Genomic DNA, 25,731 nt, shown 5'->3' on the forward strand with positions numbered 1-25,731 from the left:
GTCCGCCTAGAAGCGGCCGTACCTGCGGGGGAAGTAGTCCTGGAGGGACCCCTCCCGTTCGATGTCGACGGTGGCGCAGTGCAGTCCGCCGCCGAAGGGGCCGACCGCGCGGAACGGGACCGGGACGATCTCGAAGCCGTAGCCCGCCAGCTGCTCCGAGAGCCGCACCTCGCTCTCCTCGATGCACAGGGTGTTCTCGTCGAGGTTGAGCATGTTCCCGGCGAGCCAGGGGCTGCAGAACGACAGCTTCGGCGGGTGGTCCCAGCTCGCGGGCTGGACGGCCTCGACGATCTCCCAGTCGTTGAGCTTGAAGAACTCCATCAGCTCGGCGTCCGCCAGCCGCTCCCCGCAGTGCAGGACGAGGCCGGGGCGCAGCGGCACCCAGGTGGCGTCGATGTGCAGCGGGTGGGTGTTGGTGGAGGTCACCGCGTGCACCCGGTGGTCGGGGAAGTGGCGGCGCAGCCAGTCGTAGCCGCTCTTGTTGGTGACGAACGACAGCTGGACGAAGAGGTCCTTGCCGAAGCGGGCCACGTCGGCGGCGTCGAAGAGCGGCTCGGCCTCGGTGAGGACCAGGTCGTAGTCGCGGACCCGGGCGAGCTGCTCCTCGGTGGGCAGGTCGTTGTAGGTGTCCCAGAAGGTGGTGTTGTAGGAGGCGTCGGTGAGGCGGGGCTTGGGGGCGGCCTCCCAGCGCATGCGGTCGTCGCTGTCGAACAGGTCCTGCAGGATCGGCCGGTAGCACAGGTACTCGAACCAGCGGCTGCGGTACGACATGGTCGCTTCGAGGACCTCGTTGCCGACCGTGAGCAGCAGGTCCCGCGGTGGCATGCAGCCGAACATGGAGTCGTGCGTCCACTCCGGGGTGCTCACCTGCTGGGTGAAGTCGATGGGGGTGGGCCGGTCCACGCGGATGCCGCGCCGTCGCAGCATGTCCGCGAAGTCGTCGAGCTGCTGCTCCGCCTCGGCGACCATGTCGGCGGGCATCGGACCGTGCGTGCCCAGCGGGAAGCCGTCGTCGGGGTAGTCCCGGCGCACCGCGTGCTCGGGGGCCTGGACGACGGTGCCTTCCGCGCGGCCGACGATCACGTGGCGCAGCGGGTCCCAGCCGTTCCAGGAGTTGACCCGCACGGGGCGGGCGGAGGTGTCGGGTTCGGTCGTCCTCTGCTCGGTCACGTACAAACCCTTCGTTCGGAAGTCGCGGCAGTGCCGCTGGGGGCAAAACTGCGGCACCGCACTGATCACCGTCAAGGGCGGCCCGGTCACGCACCGTCGTGTTCGCGTCAGCGTGGCGGGAGTACGGCCCTGTCGTTTTCCGTGCCGTACGGTGTTCGTGCAGTCCAGCGGTGCGCGACACCGTTCAAGAGGTCTGGACCACCGCCTTCTTCCGGCCGAAATCCCTCTGCCGAGCGAGGAGTTGGGGCCAGCTGGGTAGGGACTCATACCGTCGCCGCCCCCCACGCGCCCCACCCGCCCCGACGCACCTGCATGGAGGAATCCGATGGCACTACGCATGCCCATCCGGCCCCTGGTCCTGGGGGCGCTCCTCGTGCTCACGGCGGCGGGGTGCGGCTCCGGCTCCTCCGGCGGCGGCAAGGACGCCGACAAGCTGACGGTGTGGCTCGCCGTGGACGCCAGGGAGAGCTGGCCGGGCCTGGTCGCGGAGGCCAACGCCCGGTTCCGCAAGGAGCACCCGGGCGTGAAGGTCGAGGTCCAGTACCAGCAGTGGACGACGAAGAACCAGAAGCTCGACGCGGTCCTCGCCGGGCGGAACGTGCCCGACGTGGTGGAGATGGGCAACAGCGAGACGACCAACTACATCGTCAACGACGCCTTCGCGCCCGTGGACGCGAAGAAGTTCGACCACCACAAGGAGTGGCTGCCCGCGCTCGGCGACGCCTGTCGCCACGAGGGCAAGACGTACTGCGTGCCGTACTACGTGGGCGCGCGGGTCGGCGTCTACCGCACCGACTACTACAAGCAGGCGGGCCTGGACCGCCCCGACGACAGCTACGAGGGGCTGATCGACGACCTCGACAAGCTGAAGGAGAAGTTCGGCGCCAAGGACCCGCGGTTCTCGGCGTTCTACATGCCGGGCCGCTACTGGTACGCGGCGATGGCCTTCGTGAAGGACGCGGGCGGCGAGATGGCGGTGGAGAAGGACGGCCGCTGGCGCGGCGCGCTCTCCTCGCCGAAGTCCGTCGAGGGCCTGACCACCTGGAAGAAGCTCCTCGACGAGTACTACGTGGGCGACCGGGCCAAGGACAACGGCGACCAGCCCGCCGTCGTCGGCCAGGGCAAGGTGGGCGTCTTCTACGGCAACACCTGGGAGGCGCAGGCCGCCGCCGACCCCCGGTCCGGCGGCAACCCCGGCCTGAAGGGCAAGTTCGGCACGTTCGCCTTCCCCGGCCCGTCGGGGAAGCCGCTGCCGCCGTTCCTCGGCGGGTCCACCCTGGCGGTGCCCGCGAAGTCGCCGAACGCGGACCTCGCCACGGACTGGATCCGGATCTTCACCGACCGGAAGTCCCAGCGGAAGCTGATCGCCGTGAACACCCTGCCCAACAACAGCGTCCAGCTCGCCGACGTCGCCAAGGGCGGCGTCAACGGCCCGGCCGCCAAGGCCGCGACGCGCGGCTGGGTCACTCCGCTCGCCCCGGGCTGGACGGCGGTGGAGAAGTCCAACATCCTGCCCGAGATGCTGGAGCGGATCGCCACGGGCAAGGCGTCCGTGCGGGACGCGGCGCGCGACGCGGACCGCCGGATAGACGCGGTGATCAATGAGCGCTGATCCGGTTCCGAACGCGGACCGGCCCCTCCTGGAGGAGGGGCCGGACCTGGAGGACGGGCGGACCGCGGACGGCGGCCGGGCCCCGGTGGACGGATCGGGCGCGGCGCGTGGGCCGAGCGGGGTGCGCGGAGGCGGACGGCGTGTCGGGGCGGCCCGGCGAGGCGTCCCCGGCGCGCACACTGGTGCGGTGCGCAAGACCGTCCCGGCCCGGCGGGCCCCGCAGGACCGGCGCGCCGGTGCGCTGCGGCGCCGGGCGCGCCCCCTGGTGCCGTATCTGCTGATCACCCCGACCCTGCTGGCGCTCCTGGTGGTCCTCGGCTACCCGCTGGCCGACATGGTGACCCTGTCCTTCCAGGACATGACCCGCAAGGAGCTGTTCAGCGGGGCGGCGCCGCCCTGGGTGGGCTTCGAGCAGTTCCGGACGATCCTCGGCGACGGGTTCTTCTGGACGGTGGTGGCGCGCACGGTGCTGTTCACCGTGGTGTGCGTGACGCTCACCATGGTGCTCGGGCTGCTGATCGCGCTGCTGATGCGGCGGGTGTCGCCGTGGGTGCGGGCGGTGCTCGCCGGGGTGCTCGTGGCGGTGTGGGCGATGCCCGTGATGGTGGCGTCGGCCATCTTCCGCTGGCTGTTCGACGCGGACTACGGGGTGATGAACTGGCTGCTCTCGCGGCTGCCCGGCGTCGACCTGTCCCGGCACAACTGGTTCACCGACCCCTGGCAGGGCTTCGCCGTGATCACCGCGGTGGTCGTGTGGGGGGCGCTGCCGTTCGCCGCGATCAGTCTGCGGGCGGCGCTCGCGCAGATCCCGCCGGAGCTGGAGGAGGCCGCCGTGATCGACGGCGCCCGGCCCTCGCAGGTGTTCCGGTATGTCACCTTCCCCTGCGTGAAGCCGGTGTTCGTGGTCATCACCACGCTGAGCGCCATCTGGGACTTCGGCGTGTTCAACCAGGTCTGGCTGATGCGCGGCGGCCAGCCCGAGCGCGAGTACTACCTGCTCGGCGTGTACTCGTTCATCGAGTCGTTCGCCGTCAACCGCTACAGCGCCGGGGCCGCCATCGCCGTGGTGACCGTGGTCCTGCTGCTCGTCGGTGCCGTGGTGTACCTGCGGCAGATGCTGAGGCTGGGAGAGGCCGAGTGACACGGACGGAAGCACCGAGACGACCCCGGACCCGACCGCACCGGGGGCGTGGCGCCCGGCCCGGGCGGCCGCCCCGCCGCCGCTACGACGTGCTCGGCCTGCTGGTGGCCGCCGTCCTCGGCTTCCCCGTCTACTGGATGGTCCTCACGGCGTTCCGGCCCGCGACGGACATCCTCAGCGTGACCCCGGAGTTCTGGCCGAGCACCCCCACCCTGGACAACTTCTCGCGGGCGATGCGCTCGGAGAACTTCTGGGCCAACGTCCGCTCCAGCGTCGTCATCGGCGTCGGCACCGTCGTCGCCTCGCTCGTGGTCGGCACGCTCGCCGCGTTCGCCCTGGCCCGGTTCCGCTTCGCCGGGCGCAAGGCGTTCGTCGTGGTGATCCTCACCGTCCAGATGATCCCGCTGTCGGCCCTCATCATCCCCGTATACCTGCTCCTCAACGACGCGGGCCTCACCGACAGCCTGACCGGCGTCGTCCTCACCTACCTCGTCTTCACGCTGCCGTTCACCGTGTGGATGCTGCGCGGCTTCGTCGCCGCCATTCCGGCGGAGCTGGAGGAGGCCGCGATGGTCGACGGCTGCGGGCGGCTCGGCGCGTTCACGCGCGTCGTGTTCCCGCTGCTCGCGCCCGGCCTGATCGCCACCTCGGTGTTCGCGATGGTGCAGGCGTGGAACGAGTACGTCCTCGTCTACGTCCTGCTGTCCACTCCGGAGAAACAGACTGTCAGCATCTGGCTGGTCTCGTTCCAGACCAGCTTCGGCACCGACTACGGCGGGCTGATGGCCGGAGCCACGCTCACCGCCCTGCCCGTCGTCGTCTTCTTCCTGGTGCTTCAGCGCAAGATCGCCGCTGGGCTCGCCACCGGGGCCGTCAAGGGCTGAGCCCTGCCCCGGACGCACGGCGGTCCACCGACGACACCCCGTTCATCCCCGTGGAGGAGAACACCGTGACGCACGACCGCCTCGACCTCGTCTCCAAGCTGTACCAGCCCTCGGGCTGGCCACGGGTCCTGGAGGCAGCTTCCGGTGCGCCGTCGAGCGCACCGCTGGTCGTGGACCTCGACCCGACCACGTTCTGCGACCTCGCCTGCCCCGAGTGCATCAGCGGAAAGCTCCTCAACCAGAGCCGGTTCACCCCCGAGCGGCTCGCGGCCCTCGCCGAGGAGCTGGTGTCCCTGTCCGTACGGGCCGTGGTCCTCATCGGCGGCGGGGAGCCGTTAGCGCACCGCGGTACCCGCCAGGTGCTGCGCACCCTCGGCGAGGCGGGCCTGGGCATCGGCGTCGTCACCAACGGCACGATGATCAAGCAGAACCTCACCGAACTCGCCCAGTACGCCAGCTGGGTCCGCGTCTCCATGGACGCCGGGACCAAGGAGACGTACGGGATCTTCCGGCCCGACCGCAAGGGCCGCAGCGTCTTCGACAAGGTCGTCGAGAACATGCGGCTGCTCGCCGCGGAGAAGAAGGGCGCCCTCGGCTACTCCTTCCTGCTGATGTCGCGCCGGGAGCCGGACGGCCGCGTCGTCACCAACCACCACGAGGTGCTCCAGGCCGCCGAACTGGCCCATGACATCGGCTGCGACTACTTCGAGACCAAGGCCATGTTCGACGACGACCACCACATCGTGCAGGTGCCCGAGGAGATGCTGGAGTCCGTCGACCGGCAGCTCGCCGAGGCCGCCCGCCTGGAGAGCGACCGCTTCCAGCTCGTCAACTCCTCCACGCTGACCTCGCTGCGCACCCACGTCGGCCCCGTGCAGCCCAAGGAGTACCACCGCTGCCGGGTCGCCGAGCTGCGCACCCTCATCACGCCGTCCGGGGTGTACGTGTGCTCCTACCACCGGGGCAATCCGCTGGCCCGGCTCGGGGACGCCGTCACCGACTCCCTCACCGACATCTGGCAGACCTCGGACCGGGGCATCGTCGACCCGAGCCGGGACTGCCGGTTCCACTGCGCGCGCCACGGATCCAACGAGGCGTTGGAGCGGATCGGGCGGGGGGCCGGGGGCAGCCGCTCGCGGAGGACTTTGATCCGTTCCTCTAGCGGCTGAGGGGCTGCCCCGTCCCGTCCTCTGCCGACCGCGGGTGCTCCGGGGCTGAGCGCGCCGTTCCCCGCGCCCCTTCGGGCGCGGGGAACGGCGCGTCTAGGTGCCCGGTGCCGCGCGTACGGGGATGACCCGTGCGCCTGGGTGGGTGTCGGCCAGCGCCCGGGTCAGGCGGGCCGTCGTGTCCGTCGCCGTGGCCGCGGGGCAGACGCCGACTAGGGCGCCGCCGCCGCCCGCGCCGCTGAGCTTCAGCGGCAGGTCGGCGGCGCGCAGCGCGAGGGCCCGCAGGTCCTCCAGGAGCGGCGTCGACATCCGCTGGTGGTCCCGCATGGCCTCGTGGGCCCGGACCATCGCGGCGCCGAGGCCCGGCAGGTCCCGCTCGCGCAGGGCCCGCCACACCTGTCCTGACGCCTCGTCGGCGGTGGCCCGGTAGGCGGCGAGCGCCGGGTCACCGGCGGCGAGCTGGGCGCGGACGTCGCGGATGTGGTGACGGGTGTCCTTGCGGGTGCCGGAGTCCACGACGACGATCCGCCACTCGGGCGGGAACGTGAGGCGCTCCCGCACCGCCGGGAGTCCGCGCTCGCGGCCCTCCAGGAGCAGCGCGCCGCCCTCGACGACCGCCAGGTGGTCCATGCCGCCGCCGTTGAACACGGCGAACTCGAACTCGTAGGCCCACTGGGCGATCGCGGCGTCGTCGACGCGTTCGCCGGTGAACGTCGGGTGGGTGAACGCCCGGAACAGCGCCACGATCCGGGCCGTGGACGACGACAGGCCGCTGGCGGCGGGCGCCTCGCTGGTGGTGGTGACGGCGGGCGGGCGCGGGGCGAGGCCGGGCAGGCGCTGGCGCAGGAACGCCCACACCTCCCCTGCCCAGCCGTCGTCCGCCGCGGCGTCCTGCGCCGTGTCCTGCGCCGTGTCCGCCGGGGCGGCGGGTGCGGCCTCCACGGTCGTCGGCAGGTCGAGGGCGACGCTGACGCTGCGGCCGTCGCCGAGCCAGTCCAGGTCCTCGCCGGACAGGCAGGCGCGGCAGGGCACCACGGCGCGCACCGGGTGCGGGGCGGGGGCTCCGCCGGGTGCGGAGCGGGGTGGGCGGTGGGCTGTGCGGTGGTCTGTGCGATGGGCTGTGCGGTGGGGCGTGTGGGGCTCACCGGGCCTGGAACCTTCCCTCCGTGCGGTACTTCTCGTACAGGGCGAGCACCACGGCCGTCGGCGGGTGCAGCGGGTGCGGCGGGGCGTCGAGCGGCGCGAAGGCGGCCTGGCGCACCTCGTCGGCGCCCGGGGCCAGCTCGCCCGTCCAGCGCCGGGCGACGAAGCACAGCGCGAAGCAGTGCGTCACGTCGCCGTTCGGATAGGTCAGGGTGTGCACGTCCGGGTCGGACAGCGACGCGAACGCCTCCAGGTCGTCGCGCTCCACCCGCAGGCCGGTCTCCTCGGCCAGCTCCCGCACGGCGGCGTCCGCGAAGTCGCCGCCCTCCTCGCAGGCGCCCGCCGGGAGCTCCCAGACGCCGTTGTCGACGCGCTGCTGGAACAGGCCCCGGCCGTCGGCGTCGAGCAGCAGCACCTGCGCGCCGGGCACGAGCAGGGTGCGGGAGCCGACCTGCTGGCGCAGGGACCAGATGTAGGAACCGGTGTAGGTCATGTTCTATCGTCCGTCGGTTCGGCCGTGGATTCCGCCGTGGACTCCGCCGTAGATTCCGCCGTGGATTCCGCCGTGGATTCCGCCAGGGACTCCGCGAGCCAGCGCGGGGTGGCGTCCGGGGTGGCGAGCAGCCAGCGCACATAGCGGTCGACGCCTTCGCGGACGCTGATGCTGGCCTGCCAGCGCAGCAGTTCGCGGGCGCGCTCGGTGGAGGCGTAGCCGCCGAGCGGGTCCCCCTCGGGGCGGGGGGTGGTGATCATGCGGGCGCCGGGGAAGTAGGGGGCGATGAGGTCGGCGACCTCGCGGACGGAGGTGGGGACGCCGGTGCCGATGTTGACGGTCTGCGCGGCCATCTGCTCCTCGATGAGGGCGAGCGCGGTGGCCTCGGCGATGTCGTCGACGTGGACGAGGTCGCGGACCTGGACGCCGCCGCCGTTGAGGCGCATCGGGCGGCCGAGGCGGGCCTGGAGGGAGAGCCAGGGCACCATCCAGGAGTGGCTGCCCGGCTTGGGTATCTGGGGTTCGCCGTACACGGAGAAGTAGCGCACCACGGCGTACTCGGTGTCGCTGGAGGCGTTCAGCATCAGGCGGGTCTGGTGCTCGGCCCACAGCTTGGAGTTGGCGTACACGGACACCGGGAACAGCGGCTGGTCCTCGTGGAAGACCTGGGGCCCTGCGTCGGCGGACGTGCCGTCGCCGTACACGGAGGCGGAGGAGACGAGGACGAGGCGGCGCACGGAGTGCTTGACGGCCTGTTCGAGGACGATCTGGGTGCCTTCGACGTTGGCGCGGAAGGCGATGTCGGGACGGCGCGTGCAGGCGGCGACGTCCGCGTAGGCGGCGGCGTGGACGACGAAGTCGGCGTCCTTGAGCAGCGCGCCGACGGTGTCGGCGTCGCGGACGTCACCGACGACGAGGCGGGCGTCGCTGCGGGCCACGCCGAAGACGTCGTGGCCGCCGTCGGGGTAGGCGTCCATGCGGTCCAGGACGGTGACGTTCGCGCCGGATCTCTGGAGCACGGCGACCAGCCTGCTGCCGACGAGGCCGCCGCCGCCGGTCACGACGACGCGGGCGTCGCGGAGCTTGTCGAGCCGGGAGCGGACGGTCTCCGCGGTGACGTCGGGGGTGGTGGCCGCGGCGGACGTGCGGGGTAACGCGGGCATGGGTGCCCCTTTCGGTGTCGGTGGGGGTGGGTCGAGGCAGGTCCGGGGACGTCGAGGGGGTCGCGGGGGTCGAGAGGGGTCGCGTGGCCGAAGCACGCGGTCCGTGACGTGATCGACGTGCCCGGCCCAGCATTCACGCGCCCCTCACCCGGCTACCAGAGGGCCATTTCGGCACTCTTGCGGGCCCTCGTCGCGGCCCGTACTGTCCGGGACCGGCTGGCGGAAGCGGCCCGTCGGGCGGGGTCCGGAGCCGTCCGGGCCGCCCGGGGCGGGTCCGTTCCGGGCCCGGACGGCCGGGCCGGTCCGGCCGTCCGAGCAGGAGAGGGAAGGATCCCGATGGCGCGTCAGCGGCTCAGCGCGGTGGTCATGACCCATCCCCGGCGCCGTGCGGCGGCCGAGGAGCTGGCGCGGAGCGCGCCACCGGGCCTGGTGCGGGTCGTCATGGACCCCGACCCGACCGGCACGCCCTCGGTGCTGCGCACGGCGCTCGCGGCGTGGTCCGCGATCGAGGAGGGGGCCACACATCAACTGGTAATTCAGGACGACATGACGTTGTCCGAAAACTTCTTCGACCGGGTGCGGTGCGCCATCGAGGAGTTGCCGGACGCGGCGCTCGCGCTGTTCGCCCTGTGGGACTCGCGCAACGGGGCGGCCGTGCGCTGGGGCGCGCTGGCGGGCGGCCGGTGGGTGGAGGCCGTCAACGAGTACTTCCCGTGCGTGGCCATCGTGCTGCCGCGCGCGGTCGCCGAGGGGTTCGTCGCGTACGGCAGGGCGCGGCTCGGCGGCTGGCCCGACGACATCCTGATGCACCGCTACCTGCGCGACCGCGGGGTGCCGCGGTACGTGGCGGTGCCCAACCTCGCCGAGCACCAGGACCACGGCTCGATCTCCGGCAACGCCTTCCGCGGGCCGCGCCGCTCGGTGGGGTTCCTGCCCGGCGACGGCACGCGGGCGGAGGGGCGGACGGTGGCCGCCCCGGACGTGCTGCCGTTCTTCAAGCACGGCGTCGCGCAGTGCGCGGTGCGGGTCCCCGGCCCGGGTCCGGTGCGCCGACTGCACCTGAGCGCCGAGCAATACCTGCGCGGCGCGGGCCTGCCCCAGTCGCTGCTCGACCCGCCGGGCGGGGAGGCGGCCGGGGCCGATGTGCGCGGGACCTGGCTGACGGCGCTCGCCACGGGCTTCGAGGCGGGCCGCGCCGGACTCCTGGCGCCGCCGCCGGACTCGGAGGCGTACGACGCCTATCGGGAGTGCGTGGCCACCATCGGCATCGGCGGCGTCAGCAACGTCAGCACGGAGGAGCACCTGGCGCGGCGCCGGGAGCCGCTGGCGGAGGTCGCGCACCGGGGTCTTGCCGCCGGGCGGGAGGCGGCGGCCGCGCTGCCGCGGAGCGGGCCGGGGCGGCCGGGCGGGCTCGTCTGGCGGGGCGCCGGGAGCCCCCTCGGTGAGCATCTCGTGCGCAGGCTGGCCGACTTGGGGGTGGACGCCGACGCCGTCGTCGACCTGACGCGGCTCGGGGCGCCCGACCCGGCGGTCACCGTCCACCCGCAGGGCGACCCCCTGCCGTACACCCTGGCCGTCGGCGAGGTGTACGGCCCCGGCTGCTCCCGGCACACGCCGGTCGGGCGCCTGGTGTGGGACGCGCTGCGCAGCCAGCCCCTGACGGTGCCGGGCGCCCCGGACGCCGAGGTGCACCCGGTGTACGTCGACGACCTCGCCGACGCCATCGCGGCGGTGCTGCGCGTGCGGCCCGCCGACCGCGTGCTCGCCGCCGCCCCCGAGAAGCCGTGCACGGCGGCGGAGCTGGCGCAGGCGGTGCACGACGCGGTGCGCCCGGTGCCGGTGGCACAGGCGCCGGAGGAGGCGGCCGTGTGGCACTGCCCCGCCGAGGGCGTGCCCCGGCCCCCGGGCTGGACGCCGTCGACCGGTCTGCCGCGGGGGCTGCACGCGTTCTGCCAGTGGCTGGCGTACGAGGGCGTCCTGCTGGAGCCGAACTGACGGACCGTACGCTGGTCGTCCGTGGAAGCACGTACACGCACCGGTCCCGTTCCCCCGCCCGCCGCCCCGCTCAGGGTGTTCCTCCTCGACGACCACGAGGTGGTACGGCGGGGGGTGCGGGACCTGCTTGAGGCCGAGCCGGACATCGTGGTGGCCGGGGAGGCCGCGAACGCCCGGGAGGCGCTGGCGCGGGTGCCCGCCGCGCGGCCGCACGTCGCGGTCCTCGACGTGCGGCTCGGCGACGGCGGCGGTGACCGCGCGGGCGTGGAGGTGTGCCGGGAGCTGCGGGACCGGATGCCGGGGCTGGCGTGTCTGATGCTGACGTCGTTCGACGACGACGAGGCGCTGTTCGACGCCGTCATGGCGGGGGCCGCCGGGTACGTCCTGAAGCGGATCGACGGCCCGGGCCTGGTGGACGCCGTGCGCACGGTGGCGGGCGGCGCGTCGACGCTGGACCCGCGCGCGACGGCACGGGTGCTCGCGCGGCTGCGCGATCCGCGCCCGGAGCCCGCGCTCGCCCCGGAGCTGGAGCGGCTGTCCCCGCGCGAGGCGGAGATCCTCGCCCTGATCGGCGAGGGGCTGACGAACCGGCAGATCGCCGACCGGCTGTTCCTCGCGGAGAAGACCGTCAAGAACCGGGTGTCGTCGCTGCTGGCGAAGTTGGGCGTGGCGCGCCGGGTGCAGGCGGCGGTGATCGCCTCACGGCTGCGGTAGCGCTCCGCCGGGGCCGTTGGGCCCTGGGGGCGGGCCCGGGTGGGGGCTGTTCGGCCCTGGTGGGGCCGGGGGTGCTCGCGGGGATCATGTGACGGCGGCCGGGGAGCGCCGCGGTCATCCCCCGTAGCGGGCGCTTCCCGGTCACCGTCGACGTGAGCGATGACCAGGGCCTTTCGGCCCTGTGAGGTGGGGCCCTCCGGGCCCCTGAGCCCGGTGCGACACTGGCGCCGCCCTCCCCCGGGAAGGCGCGCCCGACCCTCATCGGCAGGAGACCCCCAGGTGACACCCGACCCCGCGTCCGACCAGTACTCCGACCAGTACGAGGAGTACCGCGCGCTGCTCTCCCGGCAGGAGGCGATGCGGCTGCGGCAGCGCCTGCTGGCCCCGACCGCCGCGCAGGGCCCGGCCGACACCGCGTACGCCGACGGCCTCGGCGAACCCGACGCGCCCGGCGGACCCGGCGCACCCGGCGCACCTGGTGGCCCGGCCGACGACCACCGTCTGATCACCCAGACCCTGCACCTGGTCACCCCCTTCGACGAGCTGATCACCGACCTGTACGCGGCGCTGTTCGCCGAACACCCCTATCTGCGGGGCCTGTTCCCCGAGTCGATGGCCTTCCAGCAGGCCCATCTGGAGCGAGCCTTCCGCTACCTCATCGACCACCTGGACCGCCCGGACGAGGTGACCGCCTTCTGCACGCGCTTGGGCCGCGACCACCGCAAGCTCGGGGTGCGGCCGGTGCACTACGAGGTGTTCGAGACGGCGCTGGTGACGGCGCTGCGCCACCGCGGGGGCGCCTGGTGGCCCGCGGACGCCGAGGAGGCGTGGCGGCGGATGCTGCGGCGCGCGGTGGCGGCCATGGTGCGGGGCGCGGAGCGGGCCCTGGCCGAACGGCCCTTCTGGGACGTCACGGTGACGGCCCATCAGCTGCGGGGGCCGGATCTGGCGGTGCTCAGGGTCGCCCCGGCCGAGCCGTACCCCTACCGCGCCGGTCAGTACGCGCTGCTCCAGTCGCCGCTGCTGCCGCGCGCCTGGCGGCCGTTCAGCGTGGCGTGCGCGCCGCGCCGGGACGGCGAGCTGGAGTTCCACGTCCGCCGCACCGGCCGGGGCGGGGTCAGCGACGCGCTGGTCACCGGCACGGGCGTCGGCGACGCGCTGCGCCTGGGGCCCGCGCAGGGGGCGATGACCCTGGCGGACGGCGACCTCGGGGACGATGTGCTGATCGTGGCGGGCGGCACCGGCCGGGCCGGGGCGAAGGCGCTCGTCGAGGACCTGGCCCGCAGGCGCCTGCCGGGCCGCGAGGCGCGGCTGCTGCTGTGCGGGCCGCCGTACGCCCCCGGCGCCGACGCCGAGTGGGAGGCGCGCTGGCCGTGGCTGCGCACGCTCTCCCTGGCCGACGAGACCGCCGTGCTCACCGCCCTGCCCCACCCGCCCCGCGCCACGGTCCTCGTCAGCGGCGCCCTGCCCGCGACCGTACGGCACCTGACGGCCCTGGGCCTGCCCGCGGACCGCGTACGGCACGACCTCACCGGCCTCCCCGACGCCTGCCCTCCGGTGGCGCGAAGGCCCGGCGCGTGAGTGGGTCCCCCTCCTGCCCGTGCGGGGTCTCGGGCTGCCGTCTCCACGCGGCCAGTGGCCGAAGTGCCTCCCCCCTACGGAATCGTCCTCACGGCGGGCAGGACCAAGGCGCGGGCGGAGAGGCTGTAGCGCAGCGTGTCGTCCCTGACGGTGACGCGATACAGGGCGCCGCGGCGCAACGTGGCGAGCACCCGGTGGTACTCGGTGCCGACGGGTTCCGCCGCCAGCTCCGCCCACAGCCGTAGCGCGTCGGGGCCGTCGTGCTGCCCCCGATGACCCTTATGGCCCGCACGGGGACCCACGGAGCGTCGAGCGGCGGGGCGATGTGGTCGGCCAAGTGCCGCGCCTGGGCCGTCAGCCACCGCAGGGCCAGGCGCGGGCTGGGCGCCAGATAGCCGCGCACCAGCCACTCGCGGGCGCACTCGGGAGCGACGGCCTCCGCCGCGGTGGCCTCGCACCACAGGGGCGGCGGGCCGAGGGCGGTCACTGCCAGGCCCCGGGGACGGCGCGGTAGGGGCGCGTGATGTGCTCGCGGTAGTCGAGGTGCGCCGGGTTGGCCCTGAGGTGGGCGAACGTCCACTCCTCACCGTCGGCGCCCAGGCCGCTGGGCGCGCTGGCCGCGCCGCAGCGCGTGCACTCCCGCCACCACGTCCACGGCTCGGCGTCGGCGTCGGTGTTCGGGGCGAGCGTGTACGTCCGGTACGCGGCGCGGAAACGGGTCACCGGTCGACCTCCTGGCGCAGGGTGGCGAGATGCCGCGCGATCTCCTTCTGGAGCTCGGCGATGCGCGCCGTCAGGCGGTCGGCCCTCGGCTCGCTGACGGTGCGCTGCTCCGGTGGTTCCTGGTCTGTCGGCATGCGGGGCCCCTCAGCAGATGGGCTGTACGGGTGTCTTCGCCACTCCGGGCAGGAGTGGCCGTCACCGCATGGTGGCCCCGCGCAAAGGCCCCGACTATCAAGAGATGCTGATAATCGGGGCCAAAGCGTGACGGACCGCTATGCGCCGAGCCAGGTGCCGTAGGAGAGGAAGCTGTCGGGGAGCTGCCGCTTCGCGGCCTCAAGCCCGGCGTAGGTCTCCCGCACCGTCGGGTGGTACCGCGCCTGTTGGGGGGCGGCTTTCCGGGACTTCAAGAGGTTGTCGAACGCGGCAGGGAGGTCACCCGTCCACATCAGCGAGCGGGCATACTCTGCGTAGTGGTGGCTACGGCGTGAGGCTGGCCAGTCCTTCGGGAACCGCACCGTGCGCCCGGCGCTGACGGCATCGGCGTACTCATCGAGTTCGGCGGCGACGCTCACCCTGTGCACGGCTACGTTGGTGGGCCCGAAGCTCAGCCAGTGCACGGTGACGGCCTCCCCCGTGCGCTCGGCCATGCGCTCGGCTTCGTTCAGGTGTCCCTCCGCGCGGTCGCCGTCGTGCGCGCGCCCGGCCATGACGGCGGCGCCGAGGTGGAGTTGGCCGGTGACTACGTCGCGTTCGCGTCCGGGGTCGGCCTGTTCCAGGATGCCCAGTCCCATGCGGACCAGGCGGTCTCCGGTACGGAACTGGCCTTCGCGGAGATAGGTCAGCGCGCGCATGTAGCGGTACATGCCTCCGAACACGGCGTCGGAGCCGCGGTGCGCGGCCCAGTCCATGCGGGACAGCGCGATCGCGGCGAGGTCCGCGAAACCCAGCTTGGTCGCGACGTCATAGGCCGTGCGATAGGTGCTGGCGAGGAGCAGCCATCCCTCGGTGGTGTTGGCGGTGTGCGCCGCAGTGGTGACTTCTTGAATCAGTCCGGCGACTTGGGCGGCCGCGTGTTTGATCTCTCCGGCGCGGACCGCGACGAGCAGGCTTTCGGCGTCGTCGGCCAGGAGCGCGTGCGGGCGGGGGAGATGTCGGGGTCGGCTCCCAAGTCGTAGACGTCAAGCGCCTCCCGGATGGGCCGTATCAGAACGTCGAGCTCATCCATGCGCAGCTCGGCCAGGTACGGCTGGCCGTTGATGGTCGCGACGTCCACACGCAGCGCACGCGCGACACTGGCGATGAGGTGAGGGCTGGCCGGAATGACGCCCTGCTCTGTCTTGGTGAGGGTGCTGTACGGCACTTGGGAGAGATCTGACAGCGCGCGCTGGGTGAGGTGGCGCTCCAGGCGCAGGCGCTTGATGCGCCTGCCGGTGTGGTCATGAGGTAGAGCGTGCATGGCTGGCTCCTGTCTGACGCGACACCTGAACGGTACCCGTAGGGATTCATGGGGATCAGCGGCTCCGGGCTGACGCGTACGCGGTGGCGTGCCGTCGCCGGGTCCGCGGCGCGGGTGGTTGCGCAGCCCGCCAACGGGCACCGGGTCACGACCTACGATCTCGGCTTCGGTGACGGGCACGTGGCCGAACGCTCCCTCCGTTACTGCCGTTCTTTCACGGCTACCGTGGAAGTAGTTGCCGACTTGGGGAGAGCAGACGTGGATCGTCGAACGTTCATGGCAGCAACACCATTCGCCGCCGTGGCGGCGGTCGGCCCGTCGCGCGACTGGTTGCTCAGCACCCTTGATCAGGACACCCCCCGCACAGGGCCACGAGTGCGGCTGGAGGACGTGACCGCCGTGCGCAACATGTTCGGCGAGTTCCAGCGGATGGATGTCCTCCAGGGGGGCGGGTCCGGGCGCCTCATCCTGGCTGAGTACATGACGCAACACGTCTTCCCGCTGCTGCGCCGCACCTACTCGGAGTCCGTGCGGCGGGCTCTGTGCGAGGCCGCCGCCGAGCAGACGTACCTGTTGGGATGGATGGCGTACGACAACGGCGAACACGGCATCGCGCAGCGCTACTTGATCCAGTCGCTGCGGCTGGCGGAGGAGTCCGGGAACTCAGCCTTGGGCGCCCATGTGCTCGCGGGCATGGCTGATCAGACGACGCTGCTCGGCGCTCCGGAAGAAGGTCGCCGCTTGGCGCAGGCGGGGCGCGCCGGGCTGGGGAAGAGGACGTCTCCGGCCTGCCTCGCCGACCTGTGGGCCCTGGAGGCGAGGGCCCTTGCCAAGCTGGGTGACAGGAGCGCGGCCGCACACGCCGTCGCCCAGTCCGAGGCGGCGTTCGAGCGTGTGCGCGTGGACGAGGAGCAGGAGTGGGCGGCCTTCATCGATCCGGCCTACCTGCACGGCGAGCACGCCAACACGTTCCGGGACCTGGACCGGCCGCAGGAGGCGGCGCGGCACGCCCGCACGTCGATCGACCACGCGCGCAAGCAGGGGCGTGCCCGCCGCGGCGCCATGTCCCAGGCGGCACTCGCGGCCTCGCACTTGCAGAGGCGGGACCTGGAAGCGGCACACGCGGCGGGCCTGCGCACGCTGAAGCTGGCTCGGCAGGTCAGGAGTTCACGCTGCGTCGAAGCGGTGCAGGATGTGCGGCGGCGTATGGAACCCTTCGGCAGCCACCGCCTCGTAGCCGACTTCACGGAACGCGCGCACGACCTCGTCGCGGCGGCTTAGGGGACCGGCGGACCAGGGCGGTGGCCGTTCCGCTCACGGCTCCGGGCCGACGCGTACGCGGTGGCGTGCCGTCGCCGGGTCCGCGGCCGGTCGTCGACGTCCAGGGCGACGATGACCCGGCTCAGCACGGGGTGCCGTTCTCGGGCGGCGGCCAGGGCTGGGTCAGGCGGTGCAGGGCGCGGGTGGCCGGTGGGCCCCAGGTGGGTTTGCCGCCGGGGCGGCCGCGGGTGCCCGCGTCGCCGATGAGGGCGCAGCTCAGGGCCTGGGTGGCCGCCCAGCCGCGGGCCCGGCGCAGGGTCGCGGTGTCCAGGGCGGGGCGGTGGGCGCGGTGGAAGCGGGCGGCGGCCTCCTCCGGCAGCAGCAGCCACGCGGAGGCCAGGTCGCAGGCCGGGTCGCCCGCGCACAGGTCGCCGAAGTCGACGACGCCGCACAGCGTGCCGTCCGCGGTGAGGACGTTGGCCGGGTGCAGGTCGCCGTGCAGCCACACGGGCGGGCCCGTCCAGGCGGGCGCGGCGGCGGCGTCCTCCCAGACCGCGCGCAGCGCCTCCGGGTCGGCGACGAGGCCGAGTTCCGTGGCCGTGGCGAGCTGCCGGGCGAACCCCTCGGCGTGGTCGGCGAGCCTGCCGCCGCGCCCGAAGCGACCCACCGGCGCGTCGTCGGGCGCCGCCTGGTGCAAGGCCGTCAGGAACGCCGCCAGCGCCTCGCCCGCCTCGGCCCGGGTGACCGGGGCGCGGTCGGCGGGCGTCCCCGGCACCCACGTGGTGACCGTCCACGGCCGCGGGAACCGCCGCGACGGCTCGCCCAGGCGCCGCGGCACGGGCACCGGCAGCGGCAGCCGCGCGGCGAGCGGCGGCAGCAGGGCGTGCTCCTTGCGCAGCAGGTCGTCCGCGGCCGCCGTCGCCCACGGCAGCCGTACCGCGAGGTCGTCGCCGAGCCGCCACAGCTGGTTGTCCCAGCCGCGCGCCCCGAGCCTCAACGGCCGGTCCGCCAGGTCGGGATGCTGGTCCCGCAGCAGGTCCCGGACCAGCTCCGCGGTGATCTCGATGTCGGTGTGGGTCATGCGCAGCCACCGTAGCGGGGCGCGGGCCCCGGGCCGGGGCCGCTACGGCGCCCGGGGCCCTGCGGACGGCACGCGATGAGTTACGCCCGCCGATCGCGTAGCGCCGGGTGCGTGGAGGGCCCTTCGGCGCGGTCGTGCGGGAGGTCGCCGAGGAGACCGGCCGCACCGCGGTCGTCGAGCACCTGCTGGGCGTCGGCTCACGGGCGGTCCCGGCGGCCGCCCGAGGCCCGAACGGCCCGGAATCGGCAGCGGCGCACCCGCCCGGCCACCGGCCACGTGGCGCCCGTACTGGTCGGGGCCTGATCCGGCACTGATACGAACACTGTCCCGACCGGCCTTCTGGCGCCGCGCCACCAGCCGCGTCCGCGCCCACGCCGGGCCGCCGCAGGGCGTGCCTGGCACCGCCGCTCAGGGGGACCACGTCCGGCGCGAGGACGTCGGGCAGGCCCCGCGACTCGCCGGTCCCGACGGCGCGTTGGAAGCCTCGGAGCGCGGCCCGGGTCCGCGCCGGGGAGCGGGCCCGCTCGCCGCGCGCGTCGCCCTCGGCCTGGCCCTGTGCGCGATCACGCTCCGCGCGCGGGCGGGCGGGGCGCCAAAGCTGAAGGCTCGCGCTCCGCGCGCGCGGGCGGGCAGCCGTGTGTCGACGACGCAGCCGATCTCGACGAGCTGTCCGGGCAGGGTCAGTTCGGTGACGCCCACGACCGTGCTCGCGGGGGGGTCCCCGAAGTACGCCAGGTTCCCCGCGGCCGTCGCCGCCGCGTTCCGGCGCAGGTCCACCACGTACACCGTCTGCGAGACGACCTGGGCGCGGGTGGCGCCGTAGTGCGCCAGGACCCTGTCCAGGTCGGCGTGGGTCCGGCGGAGCTGGGCGGCGAAGCCGTCCGCGTGCCGGAACGCGCCCGCCTCGTCGAAGGCGAGCTGTCTCGATACCCTCACCGAGCCGGGCCGCGGGCTGCGCGCCACGGTCGACGCCCTGTGCGGCTGGACGCACCAGCACCTCGGCCACATCGAGGGGGCGCGGCGCCGGTTCGACGGGGCCTGACGGGCGCCGGACCGACGGGGGCGGGACCTCCCGGCACCCCAGGTTCTACGCCTCTGTAGAGTAACGGCGACTTTTGCCCGCCTTTACTCGGCATTTGCCGCTACATGACCCATATCCGCAGGAGACAGAGCATGCCCCCCTTCATACGCCCGCGCCGCGCCACGGCACTGCTCGCCTCCTCGCTCCTCGCGGTCCCCGTCCTCGCCGGGTGCGGCGGCGGGTCCGACGGCGGGGACGAGAAGGGCGAGCAGCACGACAAGGGGAGGCCGAAGGCCACCGGGGCGGCGGCCGGGCTGCCCGCGGCCCTCACCGGCCAGCGCCTGGCCTGGCGCTCCTGCCCCGCGCCGTCCCCCGCGCAGGGCACCGACGAGGCCCCCGGCAAGGAGTGGCAGTGCGCCGCCATGAAGGCCCCGCTGGACTACGCCAAGCCGAAGGGCGAGACCGTCGACGTGGCGCTCATCCGCAAGAAGGCCACGAAGCCGGGCGAGCGGATCGGCTCCCTCGTCTACAACTTCGGCGGCCCCGGCGCCTCCGGCGTCGCCACGCTGCCGCAGGCCGCCGGGGACTACGCCAAGCTCAACGCCGCGTACGACCTGGTCGGCTTCGACCCGCGCGGCGTCGGCGACACCACGCCCGTGAAGTGCCTGGACGACAAGGCCCTCGACCGAGGCGCGGACAGCGGCGACGCGTTCAAGGACATCAAGCGGTTCACCAAGGCCTGCGAGAAGAACTCCGCCAAGGTGCTCCCGCACGTCTCCACCGCCACCACCGCCCGCGACATGGACCTGCTGCGCCACGTCCTCGGCGACGAGAAGCTGCACTACTTCGGCATCTCGTACGGCACCGAACTCGGCGGCGTCTACGCGCACCTGTTCCCCAAGAACGTGGGGCGCGCGGTCTTCGACGCGGTCGTCGACCCGAGCCAGGACCCGGTGCGCCAGAGCCTCGCCCAGACCAGGGCGTTCCAGAAGGCGCTGGAGTCCGCCATGGCGTACTGCGCCAAGGAGTACGGCGCGAAGTGCCCGACCGGCAAGGGCCCCGCCGAGGGCAACCGGCGCCTCACCGCGCTGCTCGCCGAACTGGACGAGAAGCCCGCGCCCACCACCGAGGGCGACCGCGAGCTGACCAAGGAGCTGGCCCTGACCGCCATCGGCGCGACGCTGTACGAGGGCGAGGACGGCTGGAAGTTCCTGGCACAGGCCCTCGGCGAGGTCATCGAGGACGGCACCGGCGACAACCTGCTGATGCTCGCCGACCTGTACAACGGCCGTGACGACAAGGGCCGTTACAGCAATATGCACGCCGCCCACGCCGCGATCACCTGCGCCGACACCGCCCGGCGCTACACCCGCGCGGACGTGGCCGCGCACCGGCCCGCCTTCGAGAAGGCCTCCCCGGTCTTCGGCCCCTCCCAGGTGGACGGCCTGCTCGGCTGCTCCCAGTGGCCGGTGCGCGGCACCGCCGACAAGCCCCAGGTGGCGGCGCCCGGCGCCGCCCCGATCCTGGTCATCGGCAACACCGGCGACCCGGCCACGCCCGTCGCGGGCGCCCGGCGCATGGCGGAGCGGCTCGGCAAGGGCGTGGGCGTCACGCTGACCGTGCGCGGCGAGGGCCACGGCACGTACGGCGACAACCGCTGCGCCACCAAGGCCGTCGACGCCTATCTGCTCGACGGCGAGACCCCGGCCGACGGGACCGTCTGCGCGTAGCCGCGAGGACCTGGCGGCTGGCTCCGCGGGCGGCCCTGGCGGGCGGCTTGGCGGACGGCCTAGCGGGCGGCCCTAGCGGGCGGCTTCGCGGGCGGCCGAGAGGTCGCGGACGGTGTCCGAGATGATCCCGGCGACGTCCTCGCCGTATTCGTCGAGGTAGAAGTGGCCGCCCTCGAAGACGCGCAGGGCGAACGCGCCGGTGGTGTGGTCCCGCCAGGCCTCGGCCTCGGCGACCGTGGTGTGCGGGTCGTCGTCGCCGAGCAGCATGGTCAGCGGGCAGTCGAGGCGGACGCCGGTGACGCGGGGGTGGGTCTCGATGGCCGTGTAGTCGCCGCGGACGGCTTCGAGGATGGCGGTCCGCAGGTGCTTGTTCTCCAGGTAGACGGGGTCGGTGCCGCCGACGGAGCGCAGCTCCTCGATGAGCCCGGCCTCGTCGCGCCGGTGCACGGTGCCGCCGCGCAGCCTGGAGGGCGCGGGGTAGCCGGAGGCCAGCAGCCAGGCGGGCGGGGCGCCGGTGTCGTCCTGGTAGCGGCGGGCCACCTCGAAGGCGAGGATCGAGCCCATGCTGTGCCCGAAGAACACGGTGGGGCGGCCGTCGTCGGCGCGGCGCAGGGCCGCGTAGGTGAGGTCGGCGAGTTGGGCGAAGTTCTCCACGCAGCCCTCGGCCCGCCGGTCCTGGCGCCCCGGGTACTGGACGGTGAGCACGTCCAGGCCGGGGGCGAGCGCCTCCGACAGCGCGTAGAAGTAGCTCGCCGCGCCCCCGGCGTGCGGGAAGCAGACGATCCGGAACTCACTGTCGTCGGTGGGGTGGAAGCGGTGGATCCACTCCCCGGGGTACTTCTCGTCGCCGTTCGCGCCGACGGTCGCGCCGCCGTTCGCGCCGACGGTCGTGCCGCCGTTCGCGTCCTTCTTCGCCGACCCTGTCATGCCGGACCTTTCTGTGGGGTCTCTGGAGTCTCTGGGGTGGTCGTGTGCTCGGTCGTCAGGTCGTGGCACGGCCGTCGAGGAGGGACGCCACCAGGCTCGGCTCGGCGTTGCCGCCCGAGACCAGGACGCCGATGTCGCGGGCGCGGCCCTCGGCGGCGAGGCGCAGGGCCCCGGCCACGGCGGTCGCGGCGGCGGGCTCGACGAGCAGCCGGGCGTGGACGAGGACCAGGCGCAGCGCGTCGGCGATGGCGTCCTCGTCGAGGGTGAAGACCCCGGCGACCGCCCGGTGCGCCAGGTCGTAGGGGAGCTGGCCGACGCGGTCGGGGCGCAGGCCGTCGGCGATGGTGGGCCCCGCGTCCACGGTGACCGGCCCCCCGGCGCGCAGCGCGGCGGTCAGGGCGGGCACGGCGGTGGGCTCGGCGCCGTAGACGTCGATGCCGCGGCCCGCGGTGGCCAGGCAGGCCCCGGCGATCGCGCTGCCGCCGCCGACGGGGACGACCACCGCGTCCAGGTGGCCGCCGACCGCCTCCACCTGGTGCAGCAGGTCGGCGGTGGCGGTGCCCTGGCCCGCCACCACGTCGGGGTTCTGGTAGGGGTCGATCTCGTCGTAGCCGCGGGTGGCCCGCACGTCCCCGACGACCGCGATCCGCTCGGCGAGGGTGGTTCCGGCCTGGAGGACCTCGGCGCCGGTCTCGCGGATGCGCCGCACCTTGGTGGGGGCGGCGTCGGTGGGCAGCACGAGGACGGCCGGGAGCCGGTGCTCGGCGGCGGCCATGGCCACGGCGATGGCGTGGTTGCCGGTGGACTGCGCGACCACGCCCGGGCTGCCCACCGCCCGCAGCCGCTCCACGGCGAGCAGGGCGCCGCGCATCTTGAAGGAGCCGCCCCGCTGGAGGTTCTCCGCCTTCAGCCAGAGGCGGGCGCCGTGGGCGGCCACCCGCTCCAGTTCCTCGCTGCGTACGACGGGGGTGCGCACCACGCGGTCGGCGATGCGGCGCCGCGCCTCGTGCACGCCCTCGTGGCTGAGCGGCGGCAGTTGGTCGGCGAGTGACATGGTGCGGCTCCGTTTCCGGTCTCGGGGGCGGGTGCGGCGCGGGCGGGGGTCGGCGGGCCTCGCCGGTCGGGGTCGGGGGACCTCGCCGGGGGGCGGGGGCCTCGCCGGGGGTCAGAGGACCTCGCCCTCCTTGGTGCGCCTGCGCAGCGTGGGCCTGCTCGCCTGGGCGGTGCTGTCCTGCCACTGGTCGGCGAGTCCGGCGATGGTGCGGGCCGCGAACAGCGTGCGGATGGACACCTCCTGCTTCAGCTCGGCGCGGATCAGGCCGACGAGGCGGATGGCCCGCAGCGAGTTGCCGCCGAGGTCGAAGAAGTCGTCGTCGATCCCGATCCGGTCCAGTTCGAGGGCCTTGGCGAAGACCTCGGCGAGCACCCGCTCGGTGTGGTTGCGCGGCGCCCGGTACGGGTCGTCGGCGGGCCGGGGCTCGGGCAGCGCCGCCCGGTCCACCCGGCCGTCGGCCGTCCGCGGCAGCCGGTCGAGGACCGTGAACGCCGACGGCACCATGAACTCGGGCAGCCGCCCGGCGGCGAAGCGGCGCAGTTCGTCGTCGGCGGGGCCGGTGCGGCCGGGCGCCGGAACCACGTACGCCACCAGGCGCCGCTGTCCGGACGGGTCCTGCCGGGCGGTGACCACCGCCCGTGCGAGGCCGGGGTGTTCGGCCAGCGCCTCCTCGACCTCGGCCAGCTCGACCCGGGCGCCGCGGACCTCCGCCTGGGCGTCGGCCCGGCCCACGTACTCAAGGAGGCCGTCGGACGTCCAGCGCACCCGGTCGCCGGTCCGGTACATGCGCGCGCCCGCCGGGCCGAACGGGCAGGGCACGAAGCGCTCCGCGGTCCGCCCGGGGTGCGCGGGGTAGCCGCGGGTCACGCCGGGCCCGGCCACGTACAGTTCGCCGGTCACGCCCGCGGGGACCGGCGCGAGGCCCGGACCCAGCACGTACAGGGCGGTGTGGTCCACGGGGCGGCCGAGCACGGGGTGCGGCGCCTCGGGCGCGGCCGGGCGGTGGGCGGCGGCGGACGCGGTGGTCTCCGCCGGGCCGTGGCCGGTGACGACCGTCAGCCCGGGGCAGGCCCGGCGCACCCGGCGCAGCGCCGCCGCGGGGACGCGGTCGCCGCCGGTCCACACCTCGCGCAGCCCGGCGAGGCGCTCGGGACGGTCGGCCGCGATCGCCGCGAACTGGTCCGCGGGCAGCCGCAGGGTGGCGGGGCCGTGCGCCGCGGCCAGCGCCTCGACCGCCTCGGCATCGAGGTCGCCGTCGGGCGCGACGACGATCCGGCCGCCGTTCAGGAGCGGTACCCACACGTCGAGGGCGAGGGCGTCGGCGGACCGCGTGTGCGGGGCGTGCCATACGACGGTGCGGGGGGCGCCGTCCCGCCAGTGGTGGTCCAGGGCCAGGCGCTCCAGGTTGCGGTGGGTCACGGCGACGTGCGTGTCGGTGTCGGTGCCGGGCAGGACGGCGAGGAGGGCGTCCTGGCGCGCCGGGGCGTCACCGGGGGCGCCAGGGGCGGCAGGGTCCGCGAGGTCGGCCCGGTCGTCGAGGTCGGCCAGCAGCACCGTCGGTACGTCCGGCGCGGTGCCGAGCGCGCCCGCGGTCGCCGCGTCGGTGAGCAGCAGGCGCGCGCCCGTCCCGCCGAGCGGCGGCGCGGTCGCCGCCGGGTCGACCGGCAGGTAGGCGCCGCCCGCCCGGACCACGCCGAGCAGGGCGGCGACCAGGTCGGCCGAGCGGGGCAGCGCCACCGCCACGACCGTCTCGGGGCCGACGCCCCGGCGGCGCAGCGCGGTGGCCAGGCGGCTGGAGCGCTCGTCGAGTTCCCGGTACGACAGGGCCGTGTCGCCGGACACCAGGGCGACGGCGTCGGGGGTCCGCGCCGCCTGGCGGGCGAACAGCTCCGGGACCGTCAGGCCCGGCAGCGGCGCGGCCGTGGGGTCCGGCGCGGCCAGCAGCCGGTCGCGCTCGGCGCCGCCGACCACGTCGAGGGCGCCGACCGGGCGCTCGCCCGCGGCCACCACGGCGCGGACGTGGGCGATCAGGTCCTCGCCGATGAAGCGCAGCTCCGCGCGGGAGTACAGGCTCGCGGGGGCGTCGAGGCGGATGTACAGGTCGCTGTCCGGGCTGCCGTCGGTGTAGACGCCGACGGCGAGTTCCTCGAAGGTGCCGGTCGTGCCGCAGAGGAAGCGCGCGGGGCTCTCGGCGAAGTGCAGCCGCTCCGCGAACTCGACGACGTTGATGACGGCGCCGAAGCCGCCGCGGTCGTTCAGGGCGGTTCCGCTGGCCCGCTGGATCTCCGAGTAGTGGCAGGCGGAGTGGTCGAAGATGTCGTACGTCTCGTCGCCGATGGCGTCGGCGATATCGGCGAAGGTCGCGTCGAGCGGGACGCGCACCCGCACCGGCACCACGTTCACCGCGAGGCCGGGCGTCCGGCTCGCCACGCCGACCCGGTTGGCGACGGCCAGCGACAGCAGGAACTCCGGGCGGTCGCAGCGGTGCCGCAGGTAGACGGCGGTGGCCGCGGTCAGCAGCGACGACATCCACACGCCCAGGGACTTCGCGGCCTCCGTCCAGGCGTCGGCGTCGGCGCGCGGGACGGTCAGGGTGCGGCTGACCATGCCGATGGGTTCGGTCAGCTCGCCCCAGCGGTCGGCGCTGCCCGTCGGCTCGTCGAGCGCGGCCCGCGCCGCGTCGGTCAGGACGACGCGGGGGACGCGCGCGGGGGGCGGGGCGTCCCTGAGGTAGTCGCGCCAGAACGCGGTGTCCTCGGTGAACCGCTCGGACGCGCGGTAGTCCGCCGCCTCGTTCGCGAACGGCTCGACGTCCCAGGGGTGCGGCAGTTCGGGGACGTCCGCGCCGCGCGCGAGGGCCGTGTACGCCTCGGCGAGGCGCCGCGTCAGCAGTCCGGCGGCGCCGAACCCGTCGGATATGAGGTGGTGGTAGATGATGACGAGCACCGAGCGGGCCGCCGCGAGCCGGACCACGCCGAGCCGGAACAGCAGGTCCCGCTCCAGGTCGAAGGGCTGCCGCAGCAGTTCGGCCAGCTCCTCGCGGGCCGCTCGCTCCGGGTCGTCCGCCGCGCTGACGTCGAGGAGGAACGGCCGCCAGTCCCCCAGTTCCCTCGGCACCAGGCGCAGCCCGTCGTCGCCGTCGACGAAGGTGACGCGCAGCACCTCGGCCTCGCCCATCACGTGCAGGAACGCGGCCTCCATGGCCACCGGGTCCAGGTCGCCGTCCACGTCCCACAGGGTCAGCGCGTGGTTGAGGGTGTCGGGGAACATCTCTTGCGCCCGCCACAACCCTTGATGCGCGGACGACGCACGGAACGAACGCACGGAGATCATCCCCCTCAGCAGAATCAGCAGAACCAGCAGAACCAGCGGAATCAGCAGAACTAACGGAACCAGCGGAATCAGCGGGACCAGAAC

General features: G+C 74.2%; 20 protein-coding genes and 4 pseudogenes. 11 read left to right on the forward strand and 13 right to left on the reverse strand.

All coding sequences use genetic code 11. The features are described 5' to 3' along the window. Positions 1–6: 6 nt before the first annotated feature. Positions 7–1,170 (reverse strand): serine/threonine protein kinase, encoded by a 1,164-nt coding sequence (locus ACOBQU_RS39415; protein ID WP_423635249.1) that lies wholly within the window; start codon positions 1,168–1,170, stop codon positions 7–9. 325 nt (positions 1,171–1,495) lie between these two features. On the opposite strand from ACOBQU_RS39415, the gene ACOBQU_RS39420 reads away from it, so the two are divergent. The 4 genes from ACOBQU_RS39420 to ACOBQU_RS39435 all read left to right on the forward strand — a co-directional run bounded on the left by ACOBQU_RS39420 (position 1,496) and on the right by ACOBQU_RS39435 (position 5,976). After that, positions 1,496–2,782, forward strand: coding sequence for an extracellular solute-binding protein (locus ACOBQU_RS39420; protein ID WP_423635251.1), 1,287 nt, complete (start codon positions 1,496–1,498; stop codon positions 2,780–2,782). Positions 2,783–2,969: 187 nt separating this feature from the next. Continuing rightward, the gene (locus tag ACOBQU_RS39425) at positions 2,970–3,923 is read left to right on the forward strand and encodes a carbohydrate ABC transporter permease (protein ID WP_423635253.1); all 954 of its coding nucleotides are present in this window, start codon (positions 2,970–2,972) and stop codon (positions 3,921–3,923) included. After that, entirely contained in the window at positions 3,920–4,807 is an 888-nt protein-coding gene (locus tag ACOBQU_RS39430; protein ID WP_423635255.1) for a carbohydrate ABC transporter permease, read from the forward strand. Before ACOBQU_RS39425 ends, ACOBQU_RS39430 begins: the two co-directional genes overlap by 4 nt. A gap of 65 nt (positions 4,808–4,872) precedes the next feature. After that, entirely contained in the window at positions 4,873–5,976 is a 1,104-nt protein-coding gene (locus tag ACOBQU_RS39435; RefSeq protein WP_423635257.1) for a radical SAM/SPASM domain-containing protein, read from the forward strand. A 93-nt stretch (positions 5,977–6,069) separates the two neighbouring features. Here ACOBQU_RS39435 and ACOBQU_RS39440 read toward each other — a convergent pair whose 3' ends face one another. From ACOBQU_RS39440 to ACOBQU_RS39450, 3 genes are all read right to left on the reverse strand, one after another. Further along, the gene (locus tag ACOBQU_RS39440; RefSeq protein WP_423635258.1) at positions 6,070–7,008 is read right to left on the reverse strand and encodes a mevalonate kinase family protein; all 939 of its coding nucleotides are present in this window, start codon (positions 7,006–7,008) and stop codon (positions 6,070–6,072) included. Between the two features lie 106 nt (positions 7,009–7,114). Next, entirely contained in the window at positions 7,115–7,609 is a 495-nt protein-coding gene (locus ACOBQU_RS39445) for an NUDIX domain-containing protein (protein ID WP_423635260.1), read from the reverse strand. Then, the gene (locus ACOBQU_RS39450) at positions 7,606–8,772 is read right to left on the reverse strand and encodes an NAD-dependent epimerase/dehydratase family protein (RefSeq protein WP_423635262.1); all 1,167 of its coding nucleotides are present in this window, start codon (positions 8,770–8,772) and stop codon (positions 7,606–7,608) included. The genes ACOBQU_RS39445 and ACOBQU_RS39450 overlap by 4 nt, the downstream gene beginning before the upstream one ends. Positions 8,773–9,108: 336 nt before the next feature. On the opposite strand from ACOBQU_RS39450, the gene ACOBQU_RS39455 reads away from it, so the two are divergent. The 3 genes from ACOBQU_RS39455 to ACOBQU_RS39465 all read left to right on the forward strand — a co-directional run bounded on the left by ACOBQU_RS39455 (position 9,109) and on the right by ACOBQU_RS39465 (position 13,062). After that, on the forward strand, positions 9,109–10,767 hold the full coding sequence (locus ACOBQU_RS39455; protein WP_423635264.1) for a hypothetical protein: 1,659 nt from the start codon (positions 9,109–9,111) through the stop codon (positions 10,765–10,767). A 21-nt stretch (positions 10,768–10,788) separates the two neighbouring features. Next, complete coding sequence (locus tag ACOBQU_RS39460; RefSeq protein WP_423635266.1) at positions 10,789–11,481, forward strand: response regulator; 693 nt, start codon at positions 10,789–10,791, stop codon at positions 11,479–11,481. A 279-nt stretch (positions 11,482–11,760) separates the two neighbouring features. Beyond that, positions 11,761–13,062 (forward strand): globin domain-containing protein, encoded by a 1,302-nt coding sequence (locus tag ACOBQU_RS39465; protein ID WP_423635268.1) that lies wholly within the window; start codon positions 11,761–11,763, stop codon positions 13,060–13,062. A 74-nt stretch (positions 13,063–13,136) separates the two neighbouring features. On the opposite strand, the gene ACOBQU_RS39470 is transcribed toward ACOBQU_RS39465, so the two are convergent. The 4 genes and pseudogenes from ACOBQU_RS39470 to ACOBQU_RS39485 form a co-directional block, all read right to left on the reverse strand. Continuing rightward, positions 13,137–13,364, reverse strand: a complete 228-nt coding sequence (locus ACOBQU_RS39470; protein WP_423635269.1) for a hypothetical protein — start codon at positions 13,362–13,364, stop codon at positions 13,137–13,139. Between the two features lie 181 nt (positions 13,365–13,545). Beyond that, complete coding sequence (locus tag ACOBQU_RS39475; protein ID WP_423635271.1) at positions 13,546–13,785, reverse strand: hypothetical protein; 240 nt, start codon at positions 13,783–13,785, stop codon at positions 13,546–13,548. Next, complete coding sequence (locus ACOBQU_RS39480) at positions 13,782–13,919, reverse strand: hypothetical protein (RefSeq protein WP_423635273.1); 138 nt, start codon at positions 13,917–13,919, stop codon at positions 13,782–13,784. Before ACOBQU_RS39480 ends, ACOBQU_RS39475 begins: the two co-directional genes overlap by 4 nt. Before the next feature lie 138 nt (positions 13,920–14,057). Beyond that, positions 14,058–15,241, reverse strand: a pseudogene (locus ACOBQU_RS39485) (helix-turn-helix domain-containing protein). A gap of 48 nt (positions 15,242–15,289) precedes the next feature. Between ACOBQU_RS39485 and ACOBQU_RS39490 the strand changes: the two are divergent. Further along, positions 15,290–16,522 carry a transcriptional regulator gene (locus tag ACOBQU_RS39490; protein ID WP_423635275.1) on the forward strand — a complete coding sequence of 411 codons (1,233 nt, stop codon included), beginning with the start codon at positions 15,290–15,292 and terminating at the stop codon, positions 16,520–16,522. A 121-nt stretch (positions 16,523–16,643) separates the two neighbouring features. On the opposite strand, the gene ACOBQU_RS39495 is transcribed toward ACOBQU_RS39490, so the two are convergent. After that, positions 16,644–17,582, reverse strand: a complete 939-nt coding sequence (locus ACOBQU_RS39495; protein ID WP_423635277.1) for an aminoglycoside phosphotransferase family protein — start codon at positions 17,580–17,582, stop codon at positions 16,644–16,646. 119 nt (positions 17,583–17,701) lie between these two features. Here ACOBQU_RS39495 and ACOBQU_RS39500 point away from each other — a divergent pair. Next, positions 17,702–17,824 (forward strand): annotated as a pseudogene (locus tag ACOBQU_RS39500) (NUDIX hydrolase); the annotation flags it as partial. A gap of 382 nt (positions 17,825–18,206) precedes the next feature. On the opposite strand, the pseudogene ACOBQU_RS39505 reads toward ACOBQU_RS39500, so the two are convergent. Continuing rightward, positions 18,207–18,512, reverse strand: a pseudogene (locus ACOBQU_RS39505) (RidA family protein); the annotation flags it as partial. Between ACOBQU_RS39505 and ACOBQU_RS39510 the strand changes: the two are divergent. Together ACOBQU_RS39510 and ACOBQU_RS39515 are read left to right on the forward strand one after the other, a co-directional pair. Beyond that, positions 18,511–18,624 (forward strand): annotated as a pseudogene (locus ACOBQU_RS39510) (transcriptional regulator); the annotation flags it as partial. The pseudogenes ACOBQU_RS39505 and ACOBQU_RS39510 overlap by 2 nt on opposite strands. Before the next feature lie 131 nt (positions 18,625–18,755). Continuing rightward, positions 18,756–20,333 (forward strand): alpha/beta hydrolase, encoded by a 1,578-nt coding sequence (locus ACOBQU_RS39515; protein ID WP_423635279.1) that lies wholly within the window; start codon positions 18,756–18,758, stop codon positions 20,331–20,333. Positions 20,334–20,405: 72 nt separating this feature from the next. Here the strand turns inward: ACOBQU_RS39515 and ACOBQU_RS39520 are convergent, their stop codons facing one another. The 3 genes from ACOBQU_RS39520 to ACOBQU_RS39530 all read right to left on the reverse strand — a co-directional run bounded on the left by ACOBQU_RS39520 (position 20,406) and on the right by ACOBQU_RS39530 (position 25,647). Then, positions 20,406–21,260 (reverse strand): thioesterase II family protein, encoded by an 855-nt coding sequence (locus tag ACOBQU_RS39520; RefSeq protein ID WP_423635281.1) that lies wholly within the window; start codon positions 21,258–21,260, stop codon positions 20,406–20,408. A gap of 55 nt (positions 21,261–21,315) precedes the next feature. Next, positions 21,316–22,314 carry a threonine ammonia-lyase gene (locus tag ACOBQU_RS39525; RefSeq protein ID WP_423635283.1) on the reverse strand — a complete coding sequence of 333 codons (999 nt, stop codon included), beginning with the start codon at positions 22,312–22,314 and terminating at the stop codon, positions 21,316–21,318. Positions 22,315–22,425: 111 nt separating this feature from the next. Continuing rightward, positions 22,426–25,647 carry an AMP-binding protein gene (locus ACOBQU_RS39530; RefSeq protein WP_423635285.1) on the reverse strand — a complete coding sequence of 1,074 codons (3,222 nt, stop codon included), beginning with the start codon at positions 25,645–25,647 and terminating at the stop codon, positions 22,426–22,428. Positions 25,648–25,731 lie beyond the last annotated feature (84 nt).

The organism is Streptomyces sp. G45 (genome assembly GCF_049542095.1).
Lineage (GTDB): Bacteria > Actinomycetota > Actinomycetes > Streptomycetales > Streptomycetaceae > Streptomyces.

Excerpts from the sequence above, each read along its gene's own strand:
- ACOBQU_RS39495 (WP_423635277.1), bottom strand. The coding sequence starts at position 17,582 with ATGACCCACACCGACATCGAGATCACCGCGGAGCTGGTCCGGGACCTG.
- ACOBQU_RS39450 (WP_423635262.1), bottom strand. The coding sequence starts at position 8,772 with ATGCCCGCGTTACCCCGCACGTCCGCCGCGGCCACCACCCCCGACGTC.
- ACOBQU_RS39515 (WP_423635279.1), top strand. The coding sequence starts at position 18,756 with ATGCCCCCCTTCATACGCCCGCGCCGCGCCACGGCACTGCTCGCCTCC.
- ACOBQU_RS39530 (WP_423635285.1), bottom strand. The coding sequence starts at position 25,647 with ATGATCTCCGTGCGTTCGTTCCGTGCGTCGTCCGCGCATCAAGGGTTG.
- ACOBQU_RS39420 (WP_423635251.1), top strand. The coding sequence starts at position 1,496 with ATGGCACTACGCATGCCCATCCGGCCCCTGGTCCTGGGGGCGCTCCTC.
- ACOBQU_RS39455 (WP_423635264.1), top strand. The coding sequence starts at position 9,109 with ATGGCGCGTCAGCGGCTCAGCGCGGTGGTCATGACCCATCCCCGGCGC.
- ACOBQU_RS39480 (WP_423635273.1), bottom strand. The coding sequence starts at position 13,919 with ATGCCGACAGACCAGGAACCACCGGAGCAGCGCACCGTCAGCGAGCCG.
- ACOBQU_RS39490 (WP_423635275.1), top strand. The coding sequence starts at position 15,290 with ATGGGGATCAGCGGCTCCGGGCTGACGCGTACGCGGTGGCGTGCCGTC.
- ACOBQU_RS39445 (WP_423635260.1), bottom strand. The coding sequence starts at position 7,609 with ATGACCTACACCGGTTCCTACATCTGGTCCCTGCGCCAGCAGGTCGGC.
- ACOBQU_RS39520 (WP_423635281.1), bottom strand. The coding sequence starts at position 21,260 with ATGACAGGGTCGGCGAAGAAGGACGCGAACGGCGGCACGACCGTCGGC.
- ACOBQU_RS39525 (WP_423635283.1), bottom strand. The coding sequence starts at position 22,314 with ATGTCACTCGCCGACCAACTGCCGCCGCTCAGCCACGAGGGCGTGCAC.